Here is an 18,529-nt window from a genome sequence, read left to right as displayed (position 1 = left end):
GCGCCCCTCCCCCACCGCCACCACCGCCGGCCTCCCCGGCCGCCCAGGTGAACAGCCGCATCAGCACCGGCAGCGCGACCAGCGACAGGATCATCATGGTCAGGCCCATGAACCGGTCCCGGTTCGCGGTCACCGGGTCCGCGCCGGACTCCGAGGAGTGCAGGTAGCTGAACGCCGCCCCGTAGACCAGGGCCGCGGCCGGTTTGTAACAGACCATCGCCGCCAACCAGCCGACGATCTTCGGCATCCAGCGGCGGGTCGACGGCAGGAACCCGCCAGCGGCGGCCAGGACCAGCATCCCGGTCAGGATCGGGATACTGGCCTCCCGGAACATCATCATGATCGCCTGCAGGATCGAGACGACCAGCGCGATCAGACAGTAGACGATCACGAATCCGGTGGCGGCGAGGTTCTCCCCATCCACCCCGAGGACATGTTTCATCGCGGGCGCCAGCTGCTGGCCGTCCGTGGACAGCACCCAGTCGGAAAACGCATCCCCGACATCCAGACTCTGCTGGACGACGAGGACCCCGATCCCGGTCGTCAATCCCACCAGCAGTAGGCCGCGGGCGATGTCGAGGAGCGGCTGGGGTTTGTGTTGCAGGGCCATCCGCGCGGCCTGGACCGTCAGCCCACACAACGCCACCGTGATCACGATGGGCCACATCCAGCCGCGGATCGCGGCGACCACCTCGATCGGGGGCGCGGTCGCCGGGTCCGTACCGGGCGCGACGGGCTGCTGCACCCGGATGGAGGGGGCCTTGACCCACCAGGTCGAGGTGGTATCCACCATCCACGCCAGCCCCTTGGCCAGCGCGTCCTCCAACGAACTCAACGCATTGTCACTGACTGTGTCGACAGCCTTGCCAGCACCGGCTTTGACAATGGCGCTGCCCAGCTCGGCAGCGGCGCCGAACTGGGTGTACTGCAACGGATTATGCAAACCGGGAAAGGCCATGGGCTCCTACCTCCGGGGGAATAGCTGAAAGCCGGCGGTGGAGGCGACCCTGCCGGTAACGGTGGACCAGCTGCCGCCGGGTGGGGCCACGACCCGCCAGTCCCCCCGCTCCCAACGCAGCTCGACACGTCCGGCGGCGTACACGGTGGTACCAGTGGTGTCCTCAGCGGCGGTGGCCAGATACAGCACAGCCCGGTCGGGAGTGACCGCGTCGAACCGGACTCCGACGTAGCGGTAGCCCGGGCCTGAGAACCGCCCGGTCAGCCGGGCAGGGACGGCCCGCTGCGCCGCGGTCGTGCGGACCTGTTCCAACAGGGCAGGCTGGTCGACACCGGTCGCCTGCTCGGCGATGGTGGGTTCGAAGATGTAGGCGCCAACAACGGCGTCCGTACGAACAGCGACGTGGATTGCGGCGAGGGCCGCGCCCAGCGGGGTGTGCGCGAACCCGGACGCCCGGTCGTCGACCAGCGTGTGCGGGCCCGCGGTCGGCGACACCGGCAGGGCGAGGCCGTGGAAGTCCGCCCAGGTCAGGTCGGAGAAGTCCAGGGTGGGCAGGCCCGGATCCGGGGCCACCGGCCCGCCGGTCGCCGGGACCGTGCCGGCCGCACCGGCGGTCGGAGACGGCGCCGGCGCCGGGGAGCCGCCCCGGCCTCCGAGCACCAGCCCGACGGCGATCCCGACCGCGACCAGCCCGGCGGCGACCAGGACCCGCCCACCGGTGGAGAAACGACGCTCGCCAGCCATCCCCGCGCCCTAACCGGCGAGGGTGAGGATGGTGGACAGCAGGATCGGCCCCATCGCGATCAGGGAGACCCCCAGCAGGGTCCAGGGAATCCCGAGCGCGCCGTCCGCGGACATCGCATGCCGATTCTTCCGCCCGATCATCATCTGGATGCCGCAGATCGCCAGACCGATCACCCCCGCGGCCAGCCCGCCGTACTTCACCAGGGCGATGAACCAGTCGGTGACGTTGGTGACCTGCTGGGGGGCCGCCGGCGGCGGATTGGGAATCTGCCAGGCCGGCGGGCCGGCGGGTACTGGCTGGCCAGCGGGAGCCGGGGGATCGGCGAGGAGAGTGCGGGGAGCCTCGCCGACCGCGAGATACAGCGAGGCCAGAAACCGGCTCACGGATGGATGTCTCCTTCTGCGCTCAGAGCGCTGCGGGTGGCCGCGACCGCGGCCGCCAGCGGCGCGGGTACCTCGCCGTGCAACGGATCGGGAACATAACGCCAGCGGGTGACGTAGGGCAGCCGGTGGACGGGGGTATGCGCGGCCAGCAGCCGCAGCCGCTGGGTGACCCCGCGCGGCTCGGGCAGCGGCCCGTCGGCCACCACGACCAGGCCGGCGGGGTGGACCTGGGCGGCGCGGGCCGCGGCGATCATCCGCCCGGCCAGCGCCGCTGCCTGCACGGTGCCGCGGGCGACCAGGACCAGCGGCCGGCCGGCGAACCCGGGGTTGGCGGCGTACCGGGGCCAGTCGGTGACCAGCGCGATGTCGATCGCCGGGTGCAGCAGCACGGCCACGGTGGTCGCGCCCGCACCCCCGTGGCAGCCGGCGACCACCACCAGCGGCTGGGCGGGGGCGACGTCCGTGCTCGCGCGCCGGTGGCGGGGCTGTGCGGCACGGCCGGTGCGCGTCAGCACCGACACGTGAAGATCACCCCTTGCGCTAGCTGTAACACGTACCGTCAGAATAAGGGAAAATGTAAAACTTGCCGCTATTAGCGATATAGGGGGTAGGGGTTGGGTTTTCGGTGAGAAAAACACGGCTTTTGTTTCCGGTTTTGCTTTCCGTAGTGGTCGGCTGTGGCGGCGGAGTCAACCACTCCCCGGCCCCGACCACGGTTCCAGCCCCGACTGCGGCGCGTAGCCTGACGTCCCCGCCCCCGGGGGATCCCGCGGCTGTGTGCGCGGCGTTCGCCACCGCGATCCATACCGTCGACACCGCCGTCGACGCCGGGCCCGGGGCCGCCTACTACCGCGCCCGCCCCTATATCACCGCCCGCCTGTCCCGCCCGATCAACGGCGTCGCCGTCGACGCCCGCTGGGAACAGTGGGCCGCCCACCGGGCCACCACCACCGTCACCACCACGGTCCTGGCTGTGGAAGCACCCCCCGACAGCCTCGTCGACGCCCACCGGGCGGTACGCGTCACCGTCACCCCCCACGGCACCGACGGCTGGACCGGCCCGGCGGAGACCCGGATCGTGTTCTGCCAGCTGGCCGCCGACAGCGGCGGATGGCGGGTCGACTCCTACACCACCAGCAGCTGACCGCCGATGCCCGGCCGCACCCTCGCCCTGGCCGCCGTCGGCGGTGCCGCCGTCCTGCTCGGCCTGCCGCTCGCGCTCCTGCTCGCCGTCACCGTCCTGGACCACACCGACACCCCGGCCGCCACCACCGCCGGCGGCCGGCTGCGCGCCGACACCGTCCCCGACGCCTACCGGGACTGGATCACCGCGGCCGGCACCGGCAGTGACCGCTGCCCGCAGCTGAGCCCGGCGCTGCTCGCCGCCCAGCTCGCCCAGGAATCCGGGTTCAATCCCCGTGCGGTCTCCGCCGTCGGGGCGCAGGGCATCGCCCAGTTCATGCCCGGCACCTGGCCGACGTGGGCGGTGGACGCCGACGGCAACGGCACCGCCAGCCCGTTCGACCCCGCCGACGCGATCACCGCCCAGGGGCGGTTCATGTGCGCGCTGCTCGCCGACACCGCCGGTGGGATCGCCGCCGGCAGCCTCACCGGCGACCCCGTCAGCCTCGCGCTGGCCGCCTACAACTGCGGCCTGGGCTGCGTGCGCGCCGCCGGCGGCGGCATCCCCGCGATCGGGGAAACCCGCGACTACGTCACCCGGATCACCGCCGCCGTCGCCGACTACACCGCCCCCACTCCCCCACCCGTCGACGGCGGTTTCGGCGAGCGGGTCGTCGCCGCCGCGCAGGCCTGGACCGATACCCCGTACGTGTGGGGTGGCGGCAACGAGTTCGGCCCCACCACCGGCACCGGCACCACCGGTACGGCCGGGTTCGACTGCTCCGGACTCACCCTGTACGCGGTCTACCAGGCCAGCGGCGGGGCGATCCGTCTCCCCCACTACACCGGCGACCAGTACCAGCAGGGCGTCCCGGTCGCCGCCGGCGACATCCACCCCGGTGATTTGATCTTCTTCGACACCGACGGGCCGCTCAGCCACGTCGCGATCGCCCTCGGCACCGGGCAGATGATCCACGCCCCCCGCACCGGGAAAACCGTCGAAACCGTCACCTGGGCGACCGACCCCTACTGGACCGCCCGCTACACCGGCACCCGAAGAATCACCCCCAGCGAACCATAAAACCCACCCCTGACCGGACAGCTGACACTCAGCGGCCCCGGCTGACGGTCGTGGGCAACGCCCGCCGGACAGGCGCCGCCGGCTGCGCCTGCGCTCTCTTCCCACCCGGCGGCCACGCCCTCGGGCGGGGAGGTCCCGGGTAGGTCGTGGCCCGCACCCGTCCCGGATCCGGATCCCGTGGCGGCCGACCCGCCGTCCACGCCGGGCCGTCGATGGTTTTCGTGTCGATGACCTCCCCGTGGATGATCGTGTCGTCCTGGCCGCGCATGGTGTGCGGGCTGTGGCTGGCAGACTGCGCGGTGTGCGCGTCGGGAGCATTGCCCGGGCGGGGCGGCGCCGGCCGTCGCGGGGATGTCCGCTGGGGCCGCCGCGACCCGTTCCGGTCGGTACCAGGCCGGACCAGGGGGTCGACCCGGTGCGCGGCCAGCCAGTCGGGGATGCCGCTGGGATCCACCAGCCAGCCCAGCCGGGCATGCAGCACCGCCGCCGCATTTTCGATGCTGACGTCGCCCAGGCCCCGCGGCCGGCTGAACATGAACACCGCCTGGCCCACAGCCTCCACCGGCGTCAGCCCCAGCGTCCGGCACACCTGCGCCAGCCGATGAGCCACCGCCCCGAACCCCTCCGAACTGATCACCGTTTCGGCGCGGGCAGGATCACCGGCCAGCACGGTGCGGACCGCATCCTCGGCAACCGTTCGGCGCCGAGCCGCCTCGCCAGCGGCGTATCCACCGCCCCGGCGCCCGGACCGAACCCGGCCCGTCCGCTGGGAGCTCGGGCCGGCGGCCCGCGCCTGACGCTCCGCCCGCGCCTGTCCGGCGGCGTGGCGCTGCTCGGGGGTCAGCAGGCCGAGCAGCCGCTGGTCCAGCTCGGCGGCGTAGCCGGTCGGCTTGATGCCAGCCAGCCCCGGCCTGTAGGCGGCGTGCAGCACCGTCACTGGATCCTGCTGGCGCACCCCGCAGACGTGTTCCAACGTCTCGGCGAGATCCGACAAATCTACCCGTACCGGTGCAGGAGCGGCCGGGTTCGGGGCCGCGTACGGATCCTCCACGGACGAGCCGAGTCCCGGCGCTGCGGCCTCCGCCGGGTGCAACACCTCCCGCAGCGCCTGCTGCGCCGTCGCGAGCCGCGCTGCCGCCTGATCAGGCTGCGCCGCTTGGTCGATCTGATGCTGCTGGCGCCGGACGAACCACTCGAAGATCTGCGGGGCGAGCATCAGCGCGTTCGTCACACCCCCGACGGCCTGCGCGAGCTCATCGATGAGCTCGCGCAGGCCGTCGGGGATCGGATCGGCGTTGGGGCCCCCATCCTGCTGGGATGTCATGTGGTCCTTTCTGTGACGATCATTGATCTTGTCTCCCATGGGGGACAAAAGCTACACAGTGATCCAGTAAACCGTCACCGAGACAATAGCGAAACGTCATTCTCTGTAACAGAATGCGCTAGCCGTGGAGGCTGGTGGATCGAAGGAGCGGGATGGATATGACCGAGGCTGGTGCTACGGGCGATGTCGCGGGCCCGTCGACGACGGTGCTGTTCGACGTCCTCGCCGAGGTAGAAGGACAGCTCCGCGCCTGCTATCTGGAACGGTTCCGCGATGACCGGAACCCGGCAGACGAACGCGCCGCGTGGTGGGACAAGGTCACCGGACTGCGCGACGAGTTCCAGCAGGTAGGCCACGACGACCGAGGCAGAATCACCGATCTGCTCGACCAGTGGCGCCAGGAGCTGACGCTCCTGCGGGACGACCGGTGAGCCGAGCCGAGGAGCCGCCGACCCCGGCCGAGCTGGACCGCATCTACCGGACCGAGGTCCGCCCCTACCTGTTCGACACCGCGTTACCCGCGCAGGATCCGCTGCTGGTGCTACTCGGAGGGCAACCCGGCGCCGGGAAGTCCCAGGCCGCGCGGGCGGTTCAGCAACGCCATCCGCAGGCAGCCCTGCTCGCGCTCACCGGGGATGCGCTGCGCCCGTTCGCCCCGGGATACCAGGAGCTGATGGCCGGCGACGACCGGCGGATGCCGAACATCACGCAGCGGGTGACCGGGCCGTGGGTACGACGGGCGATCGACGAGGCGCTGAACAACCGGATCAGCCTCCTCCTCGAGGGCACGTTCCGCGACCCGGCTACCACCGTCGATACCGCCGCGCGGTTCGCCGGGCAGGGCTACTGGACCGAGGCCGTCGCGTTGGCCGTCCGTGCCGAACGCAGCCGGCTCGACAGCGTCGACCGCTACTACGAGCTGGTCGCCAGCGGACTTCCCGGACGTTGGACACCGCCGACCGCGCACGACAACGCTTACACGGCGCTGCCGGACACGGTCGCGGCCGCTGCGGCGAGCCCGAAGGTACACCGGCTCGTCGTGACGAACCGGGCCGGCGACGACCTCTACCTCGGCGGCGTCGACCAGGCCGACCGGCAGCCAGCCGCACTCGCCGCGCTGGACCAGGCGCGCGCCATCCCGTTCTTCCCCGTACAGGCGCGGGAATGGCTCGACCGACTGCACCTCAACGCCATCCGCGCCACCCAGGCCGGGCGGCTCGACGCGGTCTCCCGACCGGTGTTCACCCAGCTCCTCCAGGACGCCCGCGTCATCCTCCCGATGGCCCACCCACCCGGCAGCGCGGAGCACCACAGCGAAACACGCCACCTCGAGCACCTGGAGCGCACAGTCACAGCGCCCAACCCGCTCCGCGCCGCGTTCCCCGCTTCCCCCCACCCCGGCAGGCCGCCCACCACGGGAGGCCCGTCAGCGCAGGGGCCCGAACCCCCACAGCAGCACCAGCAGCACCGCCGCACCCTGTGAGGCGGCGTGAGCATGGGCACGCAGGTTCCGGTCTCCGCGCCCGTGCTTGCCGACGGTAGCGACGTACCTTCCCCACACCCCGGGGATCAGAGGTCGCCGGCGGCGCTCTTCTCTACCTCGTCCAGTAGCTCGCGCAGCTCGGCGATGACGGCGCGGGCTTGGTCTGGATGCTCGCGGGCGGCTGTCCGCCAGGCCGGGCGGGTGACGATCCGGCGCACCGTGTCTCGCAACCGGGCAGCCTCGGCCTCCCATGTTGTGACAGGGGCGGCATCCGCTGCCGGCTGCTGCACCTGCCCGGCCAGGTAGGCGCGGATCTGGCGCACCGCCTGATCCCGGTCCCATTCACCCGCGGGCAGGATCCTGATGACGTCGTCCAGGACGCCCGCGGTGACCCGCACACCCTCGGTCTCGGCCACGACCTGGTAGACGTCTACGGCCGCGTCCTGCCCGTGACGGGAGGCGACGGGCAGCAGCCCCCGCACCTGCCGCTCGTTGAGTTTGTCTCCCATGGGAGACAAACGCTCGGCGAGCGGCCACGCCTGGATGAGCCGGTAGGCATGCGCTCTCTGCATGTCCCACCGGTCCTCCACGTACGACTCGAACGTGTCGTGGGTCCCCCGGTACAGGCGGGCGTCCCTGATGAGCTGCAGAGCTTTCCCCGCAGCCCAGAACGCCACCCGCAGCGAATCGATCGCCGCCTCCGCCAGCGCGAGGTCCTGCCGCTCAGTGTCGATCAGGTTCGGGCTGTCCCCAATGGCCTCATACGGATCGGGCAGAGCCTGGGACCAGGCGGCCACCGCCGGTCCCGCGACCGGGCCCGCGTCTCGGCGACGTCCCATCAGCCCCGCACCTCCAGCCCGTCCAGAGCGATCGCCAGCTTGTAGAAGTCCTCACGGGCACGCAGCGCGGTACCCGACTCGGCGTACCGGGTGACGACCAGGCCCTTCTCCGCCGCATTCGTATGGATCTTGTATTTGCGGATTGCCTGCGGGGCTCTCGGATAGCCGTGCTCATCGATCCACGCCTGGACCTTGTCCAGGTCCTCGCGGCCGTCGCGCGGGTCCCACCGGTTCACCACGACCAGGAACGGAATGCCGCGCGGGCGCAGGATCCGCTCGATCGTGTACTCGGTCGGGTCGAAGGCGAGCCATTCGGGGTTGATGGGCACGATCGCGCGGTCCGCAACGTCCAGAACGGCGCGCAGCGCATCGGCTGCCGCGCCGTGGCCGAGGGGATCCCTGCTGCGCTCGGCGGTCGGGTCGACGTCCATGAATCCCGGGCAGTCCACGACGATCCGCCGCACCAGAGGGTCTTTCTTCAATCTGGGGATTATGGCGTTGTCGCCTCGGGTGGACACATAGTCGAACGGCAGGTCGTCCTCCTCGACCCGGTCAGCCCACTTCTCCATCGACCCCTGGGGGTCGATCCCGGCAGCGATCACCGGAGCGTCCTCGCCAGGTCCGTTCGGACGGGTGTTCTCGCCGATGACGGCCCCGAGGTTGACCGCAATCGTGGACTTCCCGACACCGCCCTTCTGACTGAGCAGCACGTCGACGATGGCCTGAGCGGATGATTGTCGGGCAGAAGTCATGACGTCCTCCGTGGGCTTCCCAAGTGCTGGTACTCGGATTGCCTGCACCATGCCAGAGCTCGCCATGATGGTGGGGGATGTTGTGATCTGCCCGGAGGTGGCGCTCGCCGGCTGGGTGCCGCGCGTAGGTCAGGCGGAGCTGGATCTGTCGATCATCATCCCCGCCCCGCTGACCGGCCGAGGCCGGGACGTGCAGGGGGTAGGAACCGAATACGCCAGAAAGGGGCCGCGGTGAGGTTCCGGTGCTGGTCAGGGCCGGTCTGTGGTGAGGGCGGCGCGGGCGGCTAAGGTTTTGCTGTCCGAGTTGTGATCTTGCTGGGGTGGCGGGTGTGGCGTCGATCGATCGGACTGCCTACCCGCGGTTCAAGCGGATGGTGTCCGGGCGGGAGCTGGTCGAGGCGTTCAGCCCGACGGCGGATGAGTTCGCGTGGGCACGCGGCAAGACCCAGAACGATCAGCACCTGCTGGCCCTGGTGGTGCGGCTGAAGTCGTATCAGCGGCTCGGCTATTTCCCGAAGCCGCCAAGAGCCAGCAGAGCAGGGTATGACGACGCTCCCAGGCAGCAGGGGACAGGCCTGCTGCCTGGGAAACTGCGGCCGGTCGGGCCAGCGGTCCGGGCAGAACGAAGTTCCGGGAGGTACGCCGGCCGCCGGTCCGCGCGCGCGTGGTTGTTGCTGCATGCCGACGGTGACCTCGACGGTGTGACGCGGCGTTGGTGTGGACCGACTTCTGGATCCGTTCCTCGGCTTCCCGGCGGGGATGCGCATCCAGGAAGCCGGCCTGAGAGGCCGCGGCCGCGCTCTGTGCGTTCGCCCGGCGGAGACGTTCTTTAACCTGCTGAAGCTCTTCTTGAAAGAAAGTTCCCTTGCTACGGGCGACGTCACGGTCGAACCGGAGGGTGTCGTTATCGTGGTACGCCTGCTCGAGGCGGTCTTCGGCGAGTCGGACACGGCGGTGCGCGGCGGTGGCCGCATCTTCTGCCTGGCGGCGCTGTTTCTCCGTGGCGAGCTGGGCGGCGATGGCCGCATCCCGGACACGGATGGCCTCGTCGCGTTCATGTTGGGCCGCAACCTTGTGCTGCTCCGCCTCCTGCACACGCTCGCGCTCTGACCGGATCTGCGTGAGGGCATCGTCCAGTTCGCGTTCCAGTTTTTCCAGCTCACGGCGGTGGTCGGCAAGGTCTCGGCAGGCCGGTGTCTCCGCCATTCACCGAATCGGATGGGGGTGTTACGGCGACGCAACCACCTGTCCACAAGGTCGACACCGCGGGCAGTGAATACTCGAGCGCGGCGACCGCCGTCATCGCGTCGTTCAGAGCTTCTTTGGCCTCTTCTGCCTGCACACGGCCTTGCTGCCCCCGAGTTCCTTCACACCAGGCCCGGAACAGCGCGAAGGAAATGGCTGTAGCCTCGGAGCGGCTCTCCTCCGGAAGTTTCTCCAGGTAGGCCGCGACGGTGGACCAGCGCATCTTCTTACCGCCGCTGCCACCACCATTATCATTCTTACCCGCGCCGCTGAACTGCCGTTCGATCGACCTCTTTTCCGTGTCGTATCCCGGATCGTCTGGCGTCAACACACAGCAGGATTTCCACGGAATCCCGTGGAGGGCGTGCATCAAATGCAAGTAGAGCAGAAAACAGCGGTGGTCTCGTTTCACGCCGTCCGCGATCCGGGGCCAGCGTCCCCCTGCAGCGCTCACCAGTCGCCGCCCACGCTGCCACCACGCCGCCCACGCTGCGGGCGGGTGTCGCAACCACACTGCCGGATGCTCCCCTCCATCTCACAGGGCATAGGGTTGCGACACCCGCCCTCGGAGAGCGAAGAAGATCTGATCCCGGGTGCTGCAACATGCATCGCGATTCTCCTGGCCTCTTTCAGTCCTCGGCAGCGGGGTTACGGCCTTGCTCTGGCTGAGATCAGGGATTAAATAGGGACGCCACACGAAGTCGTGGCATCCCGGAAGGAGCATCCCACGCCCACCCACACCCACCTACCGGCAGCCTGCCTTCAGCCGCGGTTCCGGACACGCACACACCCGAGTACAAAGCCCGGTTACAAACAGGCACCTCCCGGATACTTATCCATGCCCGTCCCGGGCAACGTCTTACACGACACGGGAAGACTCTTCCGGGACAACACTGCGACGGTGTGGTAAACGCGGGCATCTCGTCCGCAGACGGTAGATAGACCTTTAGTCCCCACGACGTCACCGTTCTGGATGACTGGCGGTTCTTGATGATGCCTGAGGCGAGATGGCGGTCGTGGGTGTTCGCAACCCGGCGGCTGTTCCTGGGAGCCGGTTGACATACATCACATTCTGATGACCACGAACGGCCCTTTAAAGATCCAAACGCGTACCGAACGAAGGTGGGGATGACCGATCGGCATGCCACGGACCTGCGGAAACAGCCATGATGATCCATAAATCCGCTTTATGACTGGCGCACTGCTTCCGCAGGAAACGCACGGACTGTTACTGTGAACGGCGTCGAGGTCCGGAGGGAGCCGTGCATGCACGGTCCGGCCTCGACGGTCCTTTAAGGGCCGGAGGTTTTCACCTCCCGTAGGACGGTCTGCACTGTCGACACGGATCCGGTTGGCAGCGCAGCCAGCTCGGGGTCGCCCACCAAGAGGGCAAGATCTACTACGGAGGTGTCCGGTGCCTCATCGGACCAAGCAGGTGCAGGAGTCCCCCCAGCCTCCTGCACGCAGGAGGCGTCAGCTTGGCTCGGCGTTGCGCGGCCTGTCGGCCGTGGCAACCCTTGCCCGGCTGGCGTTCGGGCCCGAAAACCACGCAGCCCTCATCGTCGAGAAGGTGATGAGGGCTGTCGCGGATCTGGTACACGGAGCGGAAGAGCAGTCACACGGGACCAACCAGTAGCTGCTGCTCGCTCCTCCCGGGAGCCCCGGAGGGAACCTTCCCTTCGGGGCTCCTCCTGCACACCTCGCTGTAACAGTTGAAACACAGTATGACACGAGGCGTTGTCGACGTGTGCCAGTCTGCGAAATAACTCGAAAGCCGTCAAATAATGCCGGAACATTCCTTCCAATGATCTGATCCGTAAAACCACTTGCAACCCAGCAGGTCAAGCACCGCCGATCAGGGCCCCAACCAGCCCAAACAGGTCCGACCGCCCGACAAGCGGCAGACTGCACCACCGGCACAAATTGATGTACATCACGGCACTCTCTGCGGCACAGAGCCGGCATCGCCCCCGTGCCCTTCAGATCACAGTGACCCATGACGGCAACCCGGGCTGTCAGCGCGAGGGAGGCACTAGAAGATCAGCTAGCTGACCCCGGCCAGCACCACCCGCAGCCGGTAGACCGCCGACGAGGGTGGTCGAGCCGGCGCGTCCCCGATCACGGGCGCCATCTTCCTTCCCCACCGCCGTCCCAAGCGTCGCGTGCCAGGTTATCTGTGATCATGTCAGAAAACGAAGGTTTCTTGAAGATCGGCTACTTTTCCGGGGTGGCGCAGAAGCGCTGCGAAGCAAGGCCTCTATCGCGTTGGCGGCCGGGGCGCCTGGCCCGGGTGAGGCGGGAACGTGCGAGGCTGCGCGGGCGGGGTCCGTGGACCGGGTCTGGGAGAGGGTGGCCGGGGGAATGCCAGCGCGCGGAGATCCGAGCGGGGAGGAGACCAGCCGCGTCCCGGTGCCCAGGTGCTGGTCGGAGGCGCTGTGGTCAGCTCTGCCACGAAGCCTGCCGCGGCGCGTTCCATCGCGTCGAAATCGGGATAGCGCGCGAGCTGCGGTTGATCGGCCTTGAACGTGTTCACCGCCGACCGCCAGGGAACGTCGAGTTCACCGGGCCTGCGGCCGGCTCCGTAGACGTGGTAGGGATGGGGCAGGCCGTCGCGGCCGAAGCGGACCTGGTTGTTGACCTCAAGCGCCTCCCGCATGTGACGGGCCTCCACGGAACAGGTACGGATCATGTAGTGGATGTCGAAGAGGTCCTTGTAGCGGTGCCGAGGGCCAGGCGTGACCTGGCGGGATGAGCTGGGGGCTGGTCCGCTCAGCATGGAGATCTTGTCTGCGAGCTGGCTGGCCGTGGGGTACATCATGGGGGTGATGGGCGCCAGGCCGGGCACGGCGATGCCAACGATGGACCGTTCGGCGCGGTGGGCCGGGCCGAACAGAGGAACCCGGTCGGGCGGCTTGATGTCGATCTCCAGTCCGATTGGGTCGTCGACGGGACGTGCCTGGCCGGGCCCGTACCTCGGGTCGATCGGCTGGGCGACGATCACTCCCATGATCTTCCCGCTGTCGTAGACCCTGACGTCGGCGCTGTAGCGGACCAGCCCTCCAAGGCCCAGGCCACGCTCGGCTCGGGCGGTGTCGCCCGCGTTCACCGTGACCGCGTCCACGGCCTGCTTGACATGCACGCCGTAGGACTCCGTGATGTCGAGAGCGCACAGGTCCAGATCGAACGCGGATCGGGCCATCACATACGCGGGATGGATCTCGCTCGGCTGAGCGGGAAGAAAGTCTGCAGGCCACGAGAAGTCCGTGGCGGGTCGGGAGGGAAGCGCCAGCGACCCGAAGATGATCCAGTCGTGCGGGGTTCGGCTCATGAGATGCGCCGCGAAGTCCCCGGTCAAGATCTGGTGAAGTGCGCGGTCGGCACTGAACTCCGCTGTGCGAGCCCGATCGGTGACGTAGGAACGGAACTCCAACCACGAGGGGAACGCCTCACGGAACTCCGGCCCGATGTGGGAGTCGGGATTATGGTCGCTTGCGCCGGCCATGGGCTGGCTAGCGCTGCGAGCGGGCGGGGAAGCCTGCGCTGTCCTCGTCCACCGCATGCAAAATCGACTCCAACAAACCCGCGGCTTCACCGCCGTCGGGCGATGTCCCGGCGGCTACCTCCAGACCACGGGCCAACTCGGTCTCATTCGCTAGGCGGGTGCGCAGGAAGGCGTGGGCGACGCGGCTGAGTTCGGCTAGGTCGAGCCGTCCGCTGTAGGTCAGATCGCGGAATGTGCGTGCGGGAGTGGTCACGAACAGGTCGGACCGGGTCGTCCACTCATCGGCGGCTACCTCCCCAGAGTGCAGGACGATGCCAGGAGGAGAACCCCCTGGCCGGGCAGGGCCAGCGGGAAGCGTGAACTCCACGCCGGGTCCCGGCCGGTCACCAACCCCGTAGACCCGCAGCGCTGTGGCGTGGGAGACGACGCCGCAGCCCGGGGCATCTCGTAGCCACCCTGGCCGCTCCGGGTCCAGCATGAGCCATTGGCCGTACAGTCGCGGAAAAGGATGCCTCCCACCAGCGCGAATACGCATCACCCCGTCGATGACGGGTTCGACGACCCCTGCTTCTCTGAAGCGCCCGAGCTCGATGACGGAGACGCCGACCCTCTCTGCTTGCCGCTCCGTGACGCACCCCCACTGACCTTCAGCTAGATCACACAGTAGAGCGACACGATCGGCCATACTCTTATGCTAGAGCCCGTTGGTGCAGACCGCGCGGACACGGCGCCGGGCACGGAGGGCGTGGGCATGAGCAACGAATGGCTTGCCACGTTGGAACGCGGCGAGGAACCCCACGTTCTCCACCGAATGCGCACTGGATGGGCGGTGCTGGGCAGCACTCAGCATCTCCCCGGCTACTGCCTGCTCGTCTACGCCGGATCGGCAAACCATCTGACTGACCTTCCTCGCCCGGAGCGGACGGACTTTCTTTTCGACCTGTCCCTTCTCGGTGAGGCTGTCTCTCAGGTATGCGCGGCTCGGGACGAAGACTTTCTGCGGATCAACTACGAGGTGCTGGGGAACCTCTGGCCGCATCTCCACGGGCATGTACACGCGCGTTACAGATGGGAGGAGGAGAGTCTCCGGGTCGGCCCCGTTTACCTGTATGGCCCAGAGCGGACGAAGAAGGAGCATGCGCTTAGCGCGGCGCACAACCAGCTTCACGCCGATTTACGAGCGGCACTATCCACCCTCGCACGCGACGCGTATTAATTAGAAATTCTTCAACTAGACTAGAATTCTATTTTCTGACATAATCGTTGGATTAATTGATCAGGGCGACATCGAGGCGGGTGGTGACGGTCTGCTCGGGTGGGGTGGTGTCGAGGACCCATTCGCCGAACCGGCGGATGTTCTCGCGGATGTAGGGGCTGATGGTGGCCAGGTCGTCGGGGTCGACGGTCCAGCCCTCGGCGACGAGCTGGTTGACGACCTCTGTGATAATGATCGTCGCGGTTCGTGGGATCGGCTGGTACTGTCTGGATGCGTCCGCATCTGGTCAGTGGTGGTCGCTGAGCTTCGCGGTGCTCTCGATCCGAGTCCCGTCGTATAAGACGATCAGCTCCCGATACCGGTCGTGCTCTCTGTCACATACCAGAGTGCGTTCACCCCACCCCTGTAGATCACCGGTGTAGTCCGCACCATCGCGGACTTCCATAAGCGGGCGACGTGTGCCGCGACGCGTTGTCTTCACGCGCCGTTCGTCGTACAGACCAACGTTGTCCCGAAGCTCGACCCGAATGTGTCTCGCCGTCGACTCACAGGCCGGGCACGCTGGTGCGATCGGATCGAGTGCGGACATCCCGTCCAGAATCCGGTCGCACTGCCCGCAGCGCACCACCTGCCTCCCCGCCGCTTGCTGCGGGGAGGCAGGTGGTCGTCGAGCAACCGCCTCACATTTGAGCGCACGATCATGCGGACGGCAGACCCACCAGCTCTCCGGCGCCTCACCCGGAAAGACGATCTCGACCGCGTGGGTCGCTTCCTCCGCGCATCCGTCCCATTCACACGTCACCGAATCCCCCGGAATCTTGATAAGCATCGTTGGCGGCCACCCCGGACGGGGCCGGGGCTCCCATCGTTGGCGGCCTCCTGATCAGACGGCGATGAACACCTGATCGAGGTTCTGGACCTCGTCCCAGCATCGGTCGGCGTTGGCGAGCCAGTCGTCGGATTGCCGAGCGCGCTGCTCGATGGCCGCCCGCGCTTCGGCGCAGGCGGCCGGGTCGGTGTGGTGTTCGGCATGGGCTTGGGAGAATGCGACCAGTCCTGCTCTGTGAATGATCATCTCGGCCACGCGGTGGTTCTTGATGTGGAGCTTGGTAGCGGCCCTGCCGCCGTCACGGTCGAAGGAGACGTGCATCTCGCCCCGCACGTCGAGGGCGACTGGTGCGCGGTCGATCTGGATGTCAGGGTGGTGGCCGACCTTCAAACACAGCACCGCGCCGTCGTCGTAGCCGAACACGGGGACGTCCCACAAACCGTCGCGACGATAGTCAATCCGGGTGCGTCGGAGCTCGTCTCCCTTCTGCCAGACGATGTGCTCGTGCTCGCGGTCGCCAGCGCATTTGTCGGGGTGGTAGTTGACACGGCACCACGGAACGCCAGCCGCTTCCCAGGTGAGCGGGTCGTAGAGGGGTTCGTTGTAGAGCTGGCGGAAGACCGCAAGGGTGACCTGCTTACCGCCGACGGTCAGCGTCTTGATCTCAATGGCGGCCGTGGTGATCTGGGCGGAATGTGCGGTAAGCGGACGTCGTGGTGGCATGCAGCAGACGGTAGTCAGCCTGCGACCCGACGTCCGGGAATGTCGGTTTCCTTGCCTTCTAGGCAACATCAGATGTCTTGCATCTATTAATGATGTTGGTGTTGGCGGGGGCACGGTCCGGAAACTCGAGGAATCCCGGGCCGCTCGGCAGCTCACGTCATGATCTGTCCAGAAGGACTGGTTCAACGCGGCCATCCCCCTGCTGGCGAGGAGGCTCGGCGACGGAGTCCCACGCCCTCCGTGAGGTGTCGAAGACGGCTTGTCCTCGGTCGCCCTGCCGGTCGCGATAGACCCGCCCACCGACAGCATCTGGCCGCCCGCGCTGAAGAGATCGTCAGGCCCGGCCGGCCCGCCAGGTGGCATGCCAGGCGTCGATGTCTGCCCGGCGGGTGGAGGGGGTGAGCGGGCCGACGGCCACAGCGCGGTCGGCGACCCAGGCGGCGTGCTCCCGCAGGGCGGCGGCCTCGGAGCGGCGGCCGACGACGTGGAGCTGCCCGCTTTCCCGGTCCACGTAGGGGATCAGCCATTCCCGGGGGACCAGGTGGCCCCAGCGGGACCGCGCCTGACGGGCGGACAGGCCGGCCCGGGCGCCGATCTGCGCCCAGGTCTCCTCCTGGTCCCGGAGCTGGCGGACCGTGTCGTCGTCCAGAACAGTCGTCACGTGACGACCGGTGGATCGGTTCCGATCCCGGACATGCCGGCCCAGGGCCTGCAACTCCACGATCAGCGCCGCGGCTGCCGCACCGCGGCTGGGGTGGACGCGGGGGTCGGTCGGGGCGCCGGCGCCGGGCTGCAGCGGCTGCCAGCCGCGGCGGTCGCCGCGGGCGGTGTAGCCGGGGCGCAGCAGGCCCAGGGGCACCCCGGCCAGGTGGACCGTCCACCCGTCCGGATCCCGGGCCAGGGTGGGGGGCTGGTCGGCGTGGTCGGTCGCGGCGGACACCGCGGCGGCCAGCGCCGGGCTCAGCGTGATGGTGCGGCCGGACGGGGCGGTGACGGTCAGCCGGGCCGCCGGCGCGGTGTCCGGGGATCCGCTCTCGGTCGTCACGTGACGGTCGGCGGGTGGGGCGGTGGGGGCCGGCCGGGCGGACCGGACCGCGGTGTCGGCGCGGGCGAGCAGGGCCGCGCTCCCCTCCCGCACCGCGGCGACCTGGCCGTCCTGCGGCGCCGCGCCGGTGTCCAGCGTCGCGGCCAGGGCCCGGACCGCGGCGAGCAGGCCGGCCACGCTCGCCGGGTCGGCCGGCGGGGTGCGCGTGGCCTGCCGGGCCCGGTAGGCGCGCTGCTGGCAGGCCCGGGAGGCATAGTCCGGAGCCCGGCCGCCGTGGACGGGCGGGGGCGGCAGCGCGCGGCCGCACCCGCACCGGCACGTCCACGCCCCGCTCCCATCGGTCATCACGTGATGATCGTTCATGGGGGCAGCGTACCCGTCCGCCGGCCGGTCGTCACGTGATGACCTGATCGGGTCAGATGACCCGTCCGCTGGTCATAGTCCGTCAGGGACGGTCCCGGTCCGCTCGTTGCGTCTGCGCCACGCCCGGTCCTCGATGGCGGGCAGCGCGAGCGCCACGTCCGGGGCCGCCCGGGCGAGCCCGGCCTCGATGAACTCCCGCGCGCCGGGGTTGCGGTCGGCCATCTCCATCACAGAGGCGATCACCCCTTCCAGCAGCTCGTCGGTGGCCACCTCGCGTCGGGTCCGTCCGCGTGCCCTGTCGGTCTCCTATCGGTCCTCGGGTGTTGTCGACGACGCCGCGCTGGCGTCGTCGCGGCTGGAACGTGGGGTCAGTGGCTCTGCTCGTCAGTTGTGACCGCGTTTCATCGCGGTCCCGTCTCCCTGTCGGTGGCGCCGGCCGGGTCCTGGCGCAGCACGGTGCCGCCCTCGCGGCCGGCTCGGAACCCGGGCCAGCGCTCCAGCAGCCGCCGGGCCCGCCCCGACGCGCCCTGGCGGGCGGTGGTCGGGGCGTAGCCGAGGGCCTCGCCCAGGGTCTCCCAGGTCAGCTCGGCACGCCGGCCCGCGTCCAGCAGCTGCAGCTCGGCGTACTCCAGGCTCTCCCGGGCGCTGACCACCAGGGCCAGGGCGTCCAGGAGGTCCTCCGCCCGCGGCGTGGGCCAGGACGCCACCACCGGGCCCGCCGGGTCGACAGCGGCCGCCACCGCCTGGACCAGCTCGTGCGCGGTCCAGGGCGGCTTGTTCGGGTGCCACGTCGCGACGTAGCGGGCGGTCAGCCGTTGCCGGCGTTCCTGCGTCTCCAAAAAGTCGATCACCATGCCGTAAACGATACGTTTACACGGTGTGGATGTCAACGAGCTGTTTACATGACCCTGGCGCCCGG

The 18,529-nt window shown here is 69.0% G+C and carries 24 protein-coding genes and 1 pseudogene; 9 read left to right on the top strand and 16 right to left on the bottom strand.

The window, feature by feature from the left end; all coding sequences use genetic code 11:
* The 4 genes and pseudogenes from CV1CTNOD_RS01985 to CV1CTNOD_RS01970 all read right to left on the bottom strand — a co-directional run.
* Positions 1–958: pseudogene (locus tag CV1CTNOD_RS01985) on the bottom strand (hypothetical protein); the annotation flags it as partial.
* A gap of 6 nt (positions 959–964) precedes the next feature.
* Positions 965–1,702, bottom strand: a complete 738-nt coding sequence (locus CV1CTNOD_RS01980) for a hypothetical protein (RefSeq protein ID WP_131784469.1) — start codon at positions 1,700–1,702, stop codon at positions 965–967.
* A gap of 9 nt (positions 1,703–1,711) precedes the next feature.
* On the bottom strand, positions 1,712–2,086 hold the full coding sequence (locus tag CV1CTNOD_RS25315; RefSeq protein ID WP_207386123.1) for a hypothetical protein: 375 nt from the start codon (positions 2,084–2,086) through the stop codon (positions 1,712–1,714).
* Positions 2,083–2,607, bottom strand: coding sequence for a hypothetical protein (locus CV1CTNOD_RS01970; RefSeq protein ID WP_131784468.1), 525 nt, complete (start codon positions 2,605–2,607; stop codon positions 2,083–2,085). Before CV1CTNOD_RS01970 ends, CV1CTNOD_RS25315 begins: the two co-directional genes overlap by 4 nt.
* 254 nt (positions 2,608–2,861) lie before the next feature.
* Here CV1CTNOD_RS01970 and CV1CTNOD_RS01965 point away from each other — a divergent pair, with 254 nt between their 5' ends.
* Positions 2,862–3,230: a hypothetical protein gene (locus CV1CTNOD_RS01965; protein WP_131784467.1), complete on the top strand. Its 369-nt coding sequence runs from the start codon at positions 2,862–2,864 to the stop codon at positions 3,228–3,230.
* Positions 3,231–3,236: 6 nt separating this feature from the next.
* Positions 3,237–4,289, top strand: coding sequence for a C40 family peptidase (locus CV1CTNOD_RS01960; RefSeq protein WP_131784466.1), 1,053 nt, complete (start codon positions 3,237–3,239; stop codon positions 4,287–4,289).
* 28 nt (positions 4,290–4,317) lie between these two features.
* On the opposite strand, the gene CV1CTNOD_RS01955 is transcribed toward CV1CTNOD_RS01960, so the two are convergent.
* Positions 4,318–5,613: a hypothetical protein gene (locus CV1CTNOD_RS01955; RefSeq protein ID WP_131784465.1), complete on the bottom strand. Its 1,296-nt coding sequence runs from the start codon at positions 5,611–5,613 to the stop codon at positions 4,318–4,320.
* A gap of 158 nt (positions 5,614–5,771) precedes the next feature.
* On the opposite strand from CV1CTNOD_RS01955, the gene CV1CTNOD_RS24330 reads away from it, so the two are divergent.
* A complete protein-coding gene (locus CV1CTNOD_RS24330) occupies positions 5,772–6,044 on the top strand; it encodes a hypothetical protein (RefSeq protein ID WP_165485274.1) in 273 nt (90 codons plus the stop codon).
* Positions 6,041–7,096 carry a zeta toxin family protein gene (locus CV1CTNOD_RS01950; RefSeq protein WP_165485273.1) on the top strand — a complete coding sequence of 352 codons (1,056 nt, stop codon included), beginning with the start codon at positions 6,041–6,043 and terminating at the stop codon, positions 7,094–7,096. Before CV1CTNOD_RS24330 ends, CV1CTNOD_RS01950 begins: the two co-directional genes overlap by 4 nt.
* Positions 7,097–7,182: 86 nt before the next feature.
* On the opposite strand, the gene CV1CTNOD_RS01945 is transcribed toward CV1CTNOD_RS01950, so the two are convergent.
* Entirely contained in the window at positions 7,183–7,935 is a 753-nt protein-coding gene (locus tag CV1CTNOD_RS01945) for a hypothetical protein (RefSeq protein ID WP_131784463.1), read from the bottom strand.
* On the bottom strand, positions 7,935–8,687 hold the full coding sequence (locus CV1CTNOD_RS01940) for a ParA family protein (RefSeq protein WP_131784462.1): 753 nt from the start codon (positions 8,685–8,687) through the stop codon (positions 7,935–7,937). The genes CV1CTNOD_RS01945 and CV1CTNOD_RS01940 overlap by 1 nt, the downstream gene beginning before the upstream one ends.
* A gap of 49 nt (positions 8,688–8,736) precedes the next feature.
* On the opposite strand from CV1CTNOD_RS01940, the gene CV1CTNOD_RS01935 reads away from it, so the two are divergent.
* From CV1CTNOD_RS01935 to CV1CTNOD_RS24325, 3 genes are all read left to right on the top strand, one after another.
* Entirely contained in the window at positions 8,737–8,922 is a 186-nt protein-coding gene (locus tag CV1CTNOD_RS01935; RefSeq protein WP_131784461.1) for a hypothetical protein, read from the top strand.
* 85 nt (positions 8,923–9,007) lie between these two features.
* Complete coding sequence (locus tag CV1CTNOD_RS27585) at positions 9,008–9,520, top strand: DUF4158 domain-containing protein (RefSeq protein ID WP_347402876.1); 513 nt, start codon at positions 9,008–9,010, stop codon at positions 9,518–9,520.
* Complete coding sequence (locus tag CV1CTNOD_RS24325) at positions 9,405–9,797, top strand: hypothetical protein (protein WP_165485269.1); 393 nt, start codon at positions 9,405–9,407, stop codon at positions 9,795–9,797. Before CV1CTNOD_RS27585 ends, CV1CTNOD_RS24325 begins: the two co-directional genes overlap by 116 nt.
* A gap of 49 nt (positions 9,798–9,846) precedes the next feature.
* Here CV1CTNOD_RS24325 and CV1CTNOD_RS01920 read toward each other — a convergent pair whose 3' ends face one another.
* Positions 9,847–10,386: a hypothetical protein gene (locus tag CV1CTNOD_RS01920; protein ID WP_131784459.1), complete on the bottom strand. Its 540-nt coding sequence runs from the start codon at positions 10,384–10,386 to the stop codon at positions 9,847–9,849.
* 960 nt (positions 10,387–11,346) lie between these two features.
* Between CV1CTNOD_RS01920 and CV1CTNOD_RS01915 the strand changes: the two genes are divergently transcribed.
* Positions 11,347–11,568 carry a hypothetical protein gene (locus CV1CTNOD_RS01915; RefSeq protein ID WP_131784458.1) on the top strand — a complete coding sequence of 74 codons (222 nt, stop codon included), beginning with the start codon at positions 11,347–11,349 and terminating at the stop codon, positions 11,566–11,568.
* Between the two features lie 621 nt (positions 11,569–12,189).
* Here CV1CTNOD_RS01915 and CV1CTNOD_RS01910 read toward each other — a convergent pair.
* Entirely contained in the window at positions 12,190–13,434 is a 1,245-nt protein-coding gene (locus CV1CTNOD_RS01910; protein WP_165485272.1) for a nucleotidyl transferase AbiEii/AbiGii toxin family protein, read from the bottom strand.
* A 7-nt stretch (positions 13,435–13,441) separates the two neighbouring features.
* Positions 13,442–13,912: a hypothetical protein gene (locus CV1CTNOD_RS01905; RefSeq protein ID WP_165485271.1), complete on the bottom strand. Its 471-nt coding sequence runs from the start codon at positions 13,910–13,912 to the stop codon at positions 13,442–13,444.
* A gap of 273 nt (positions 13,913–14,185) precedes the next feature.
* Between CV1CTNOD_RS01905 and CV1CTNOD_RS01900 the strand changes: the two genes are divergently transcribed.
* A complete protein-coding gene (locus CV1CTNOD_RS01900; protein ID WP_242606291.1) occupies positions 14,186–14,650 on the top strand; it encodes an HIT family protein in 465 nt (154 codons plus the stop codon).
* Positions 14,651–14,702: 52 nt separating this feature from the next.
* Here CV1CTNOD_RS01900 and CV1CTNOD_RS27580 read toward each other — a convergent pair whose 3' ends face one another.
* The 6 genes from CV1CTNOD_RS27580 to CV1CTNOD_RS01870 form a co-directional block, all read right to left on the bottom strand.
* Positions 14,703–14,879 carry a Tn3 family transposase gene (locus tag CV1CTNOD_RS27580; protein WP_131784470.1) on the bottom strand — a complete coding sequence of 59 codons (177 nt, stop codon included), beginning with the start codon at positions 14,877–14,879 and terminating at the stop codon, positions 14,703–14,705.
* Positions 14,880–14,936: 57 nt separating this feature from the next.
* Positions 14,937–15,479 (bottom strand): Com family DNA-binding transcriptional regulator, encoded by a 543-nt coding sequence (locus tag CV1CTNOD_RS28065; protein WP_131784454.1) that lies wholly within the window; start codon positions 15,477–15,479, stop codon positions 14,937–14,939.
* A 54-nt stretch (positions 15,480–15,533) separates the two neighbouring features.
* Positions 15,534–16,202 (bottom strand): hypothetical protein, encoded by a 669-nt coding sequence (locus tag CV1CTNOD_RS01885; protein WP_131784453.1) that lies wholly within the window; start codon positions 16,200–16,202, stop codon positions 15,534–15,536.
* Between the two features lie 334 nt (positions 16,203–16,536).
* Positions 16,537–17,595: a hypothetical protein gene (locus tag CV1CTNOD_RS01880; protein WP_131784452.1), complete on the bottom strand. Its 1,059-nt coding sequence runs from the start codon at positions 17,593–17,595 to the stop codon at positions 16,537–16,539.
* Positions 17,596–17,682: 87 nt separating this feature from the next.
* Positions 17,683–17,880 carry a hypothetical protein gene (locus tag CV1CTNOD_RS01875; RefSeq protein ID WP_131784451.1) on the bottom strand — a complete coding sequence of 66 codons (198 nt, stop codon included), beginning with the start codon at positions 17,878–17,880 and terminating at the stop codon, positions 17,683–17,685.
* A 131-nt stretch (positions 17,881–18,011) separates the two neighbouring features.
* Entirely contained in the window at positions 18,012–18,464 is a 453-nt protein-coding gene (locus tag CV1CTNOD_RS01870) for a hypothetical protein (RefSeq protein WP_165485270.1), read from the bottom strand.
* Positions 18,465–18,529: the final 65 nt, after the last annotated feature.

Source organism: Protofrankia symbiont of Coriaria ruscifolia (assembly GCF_900634745.1).
Classification (GTDB): Bacteria; Actinomycetota; Actinomycetes; order Frankiales; family Frankiaceae; genus Protofrankia; species Protofrankia californiensis.
The sequence above is the reverse complement of the archived record's forward strand: the minus strand, read 5'-3'. Positions and strand labels throughout refer to the sequence as shown.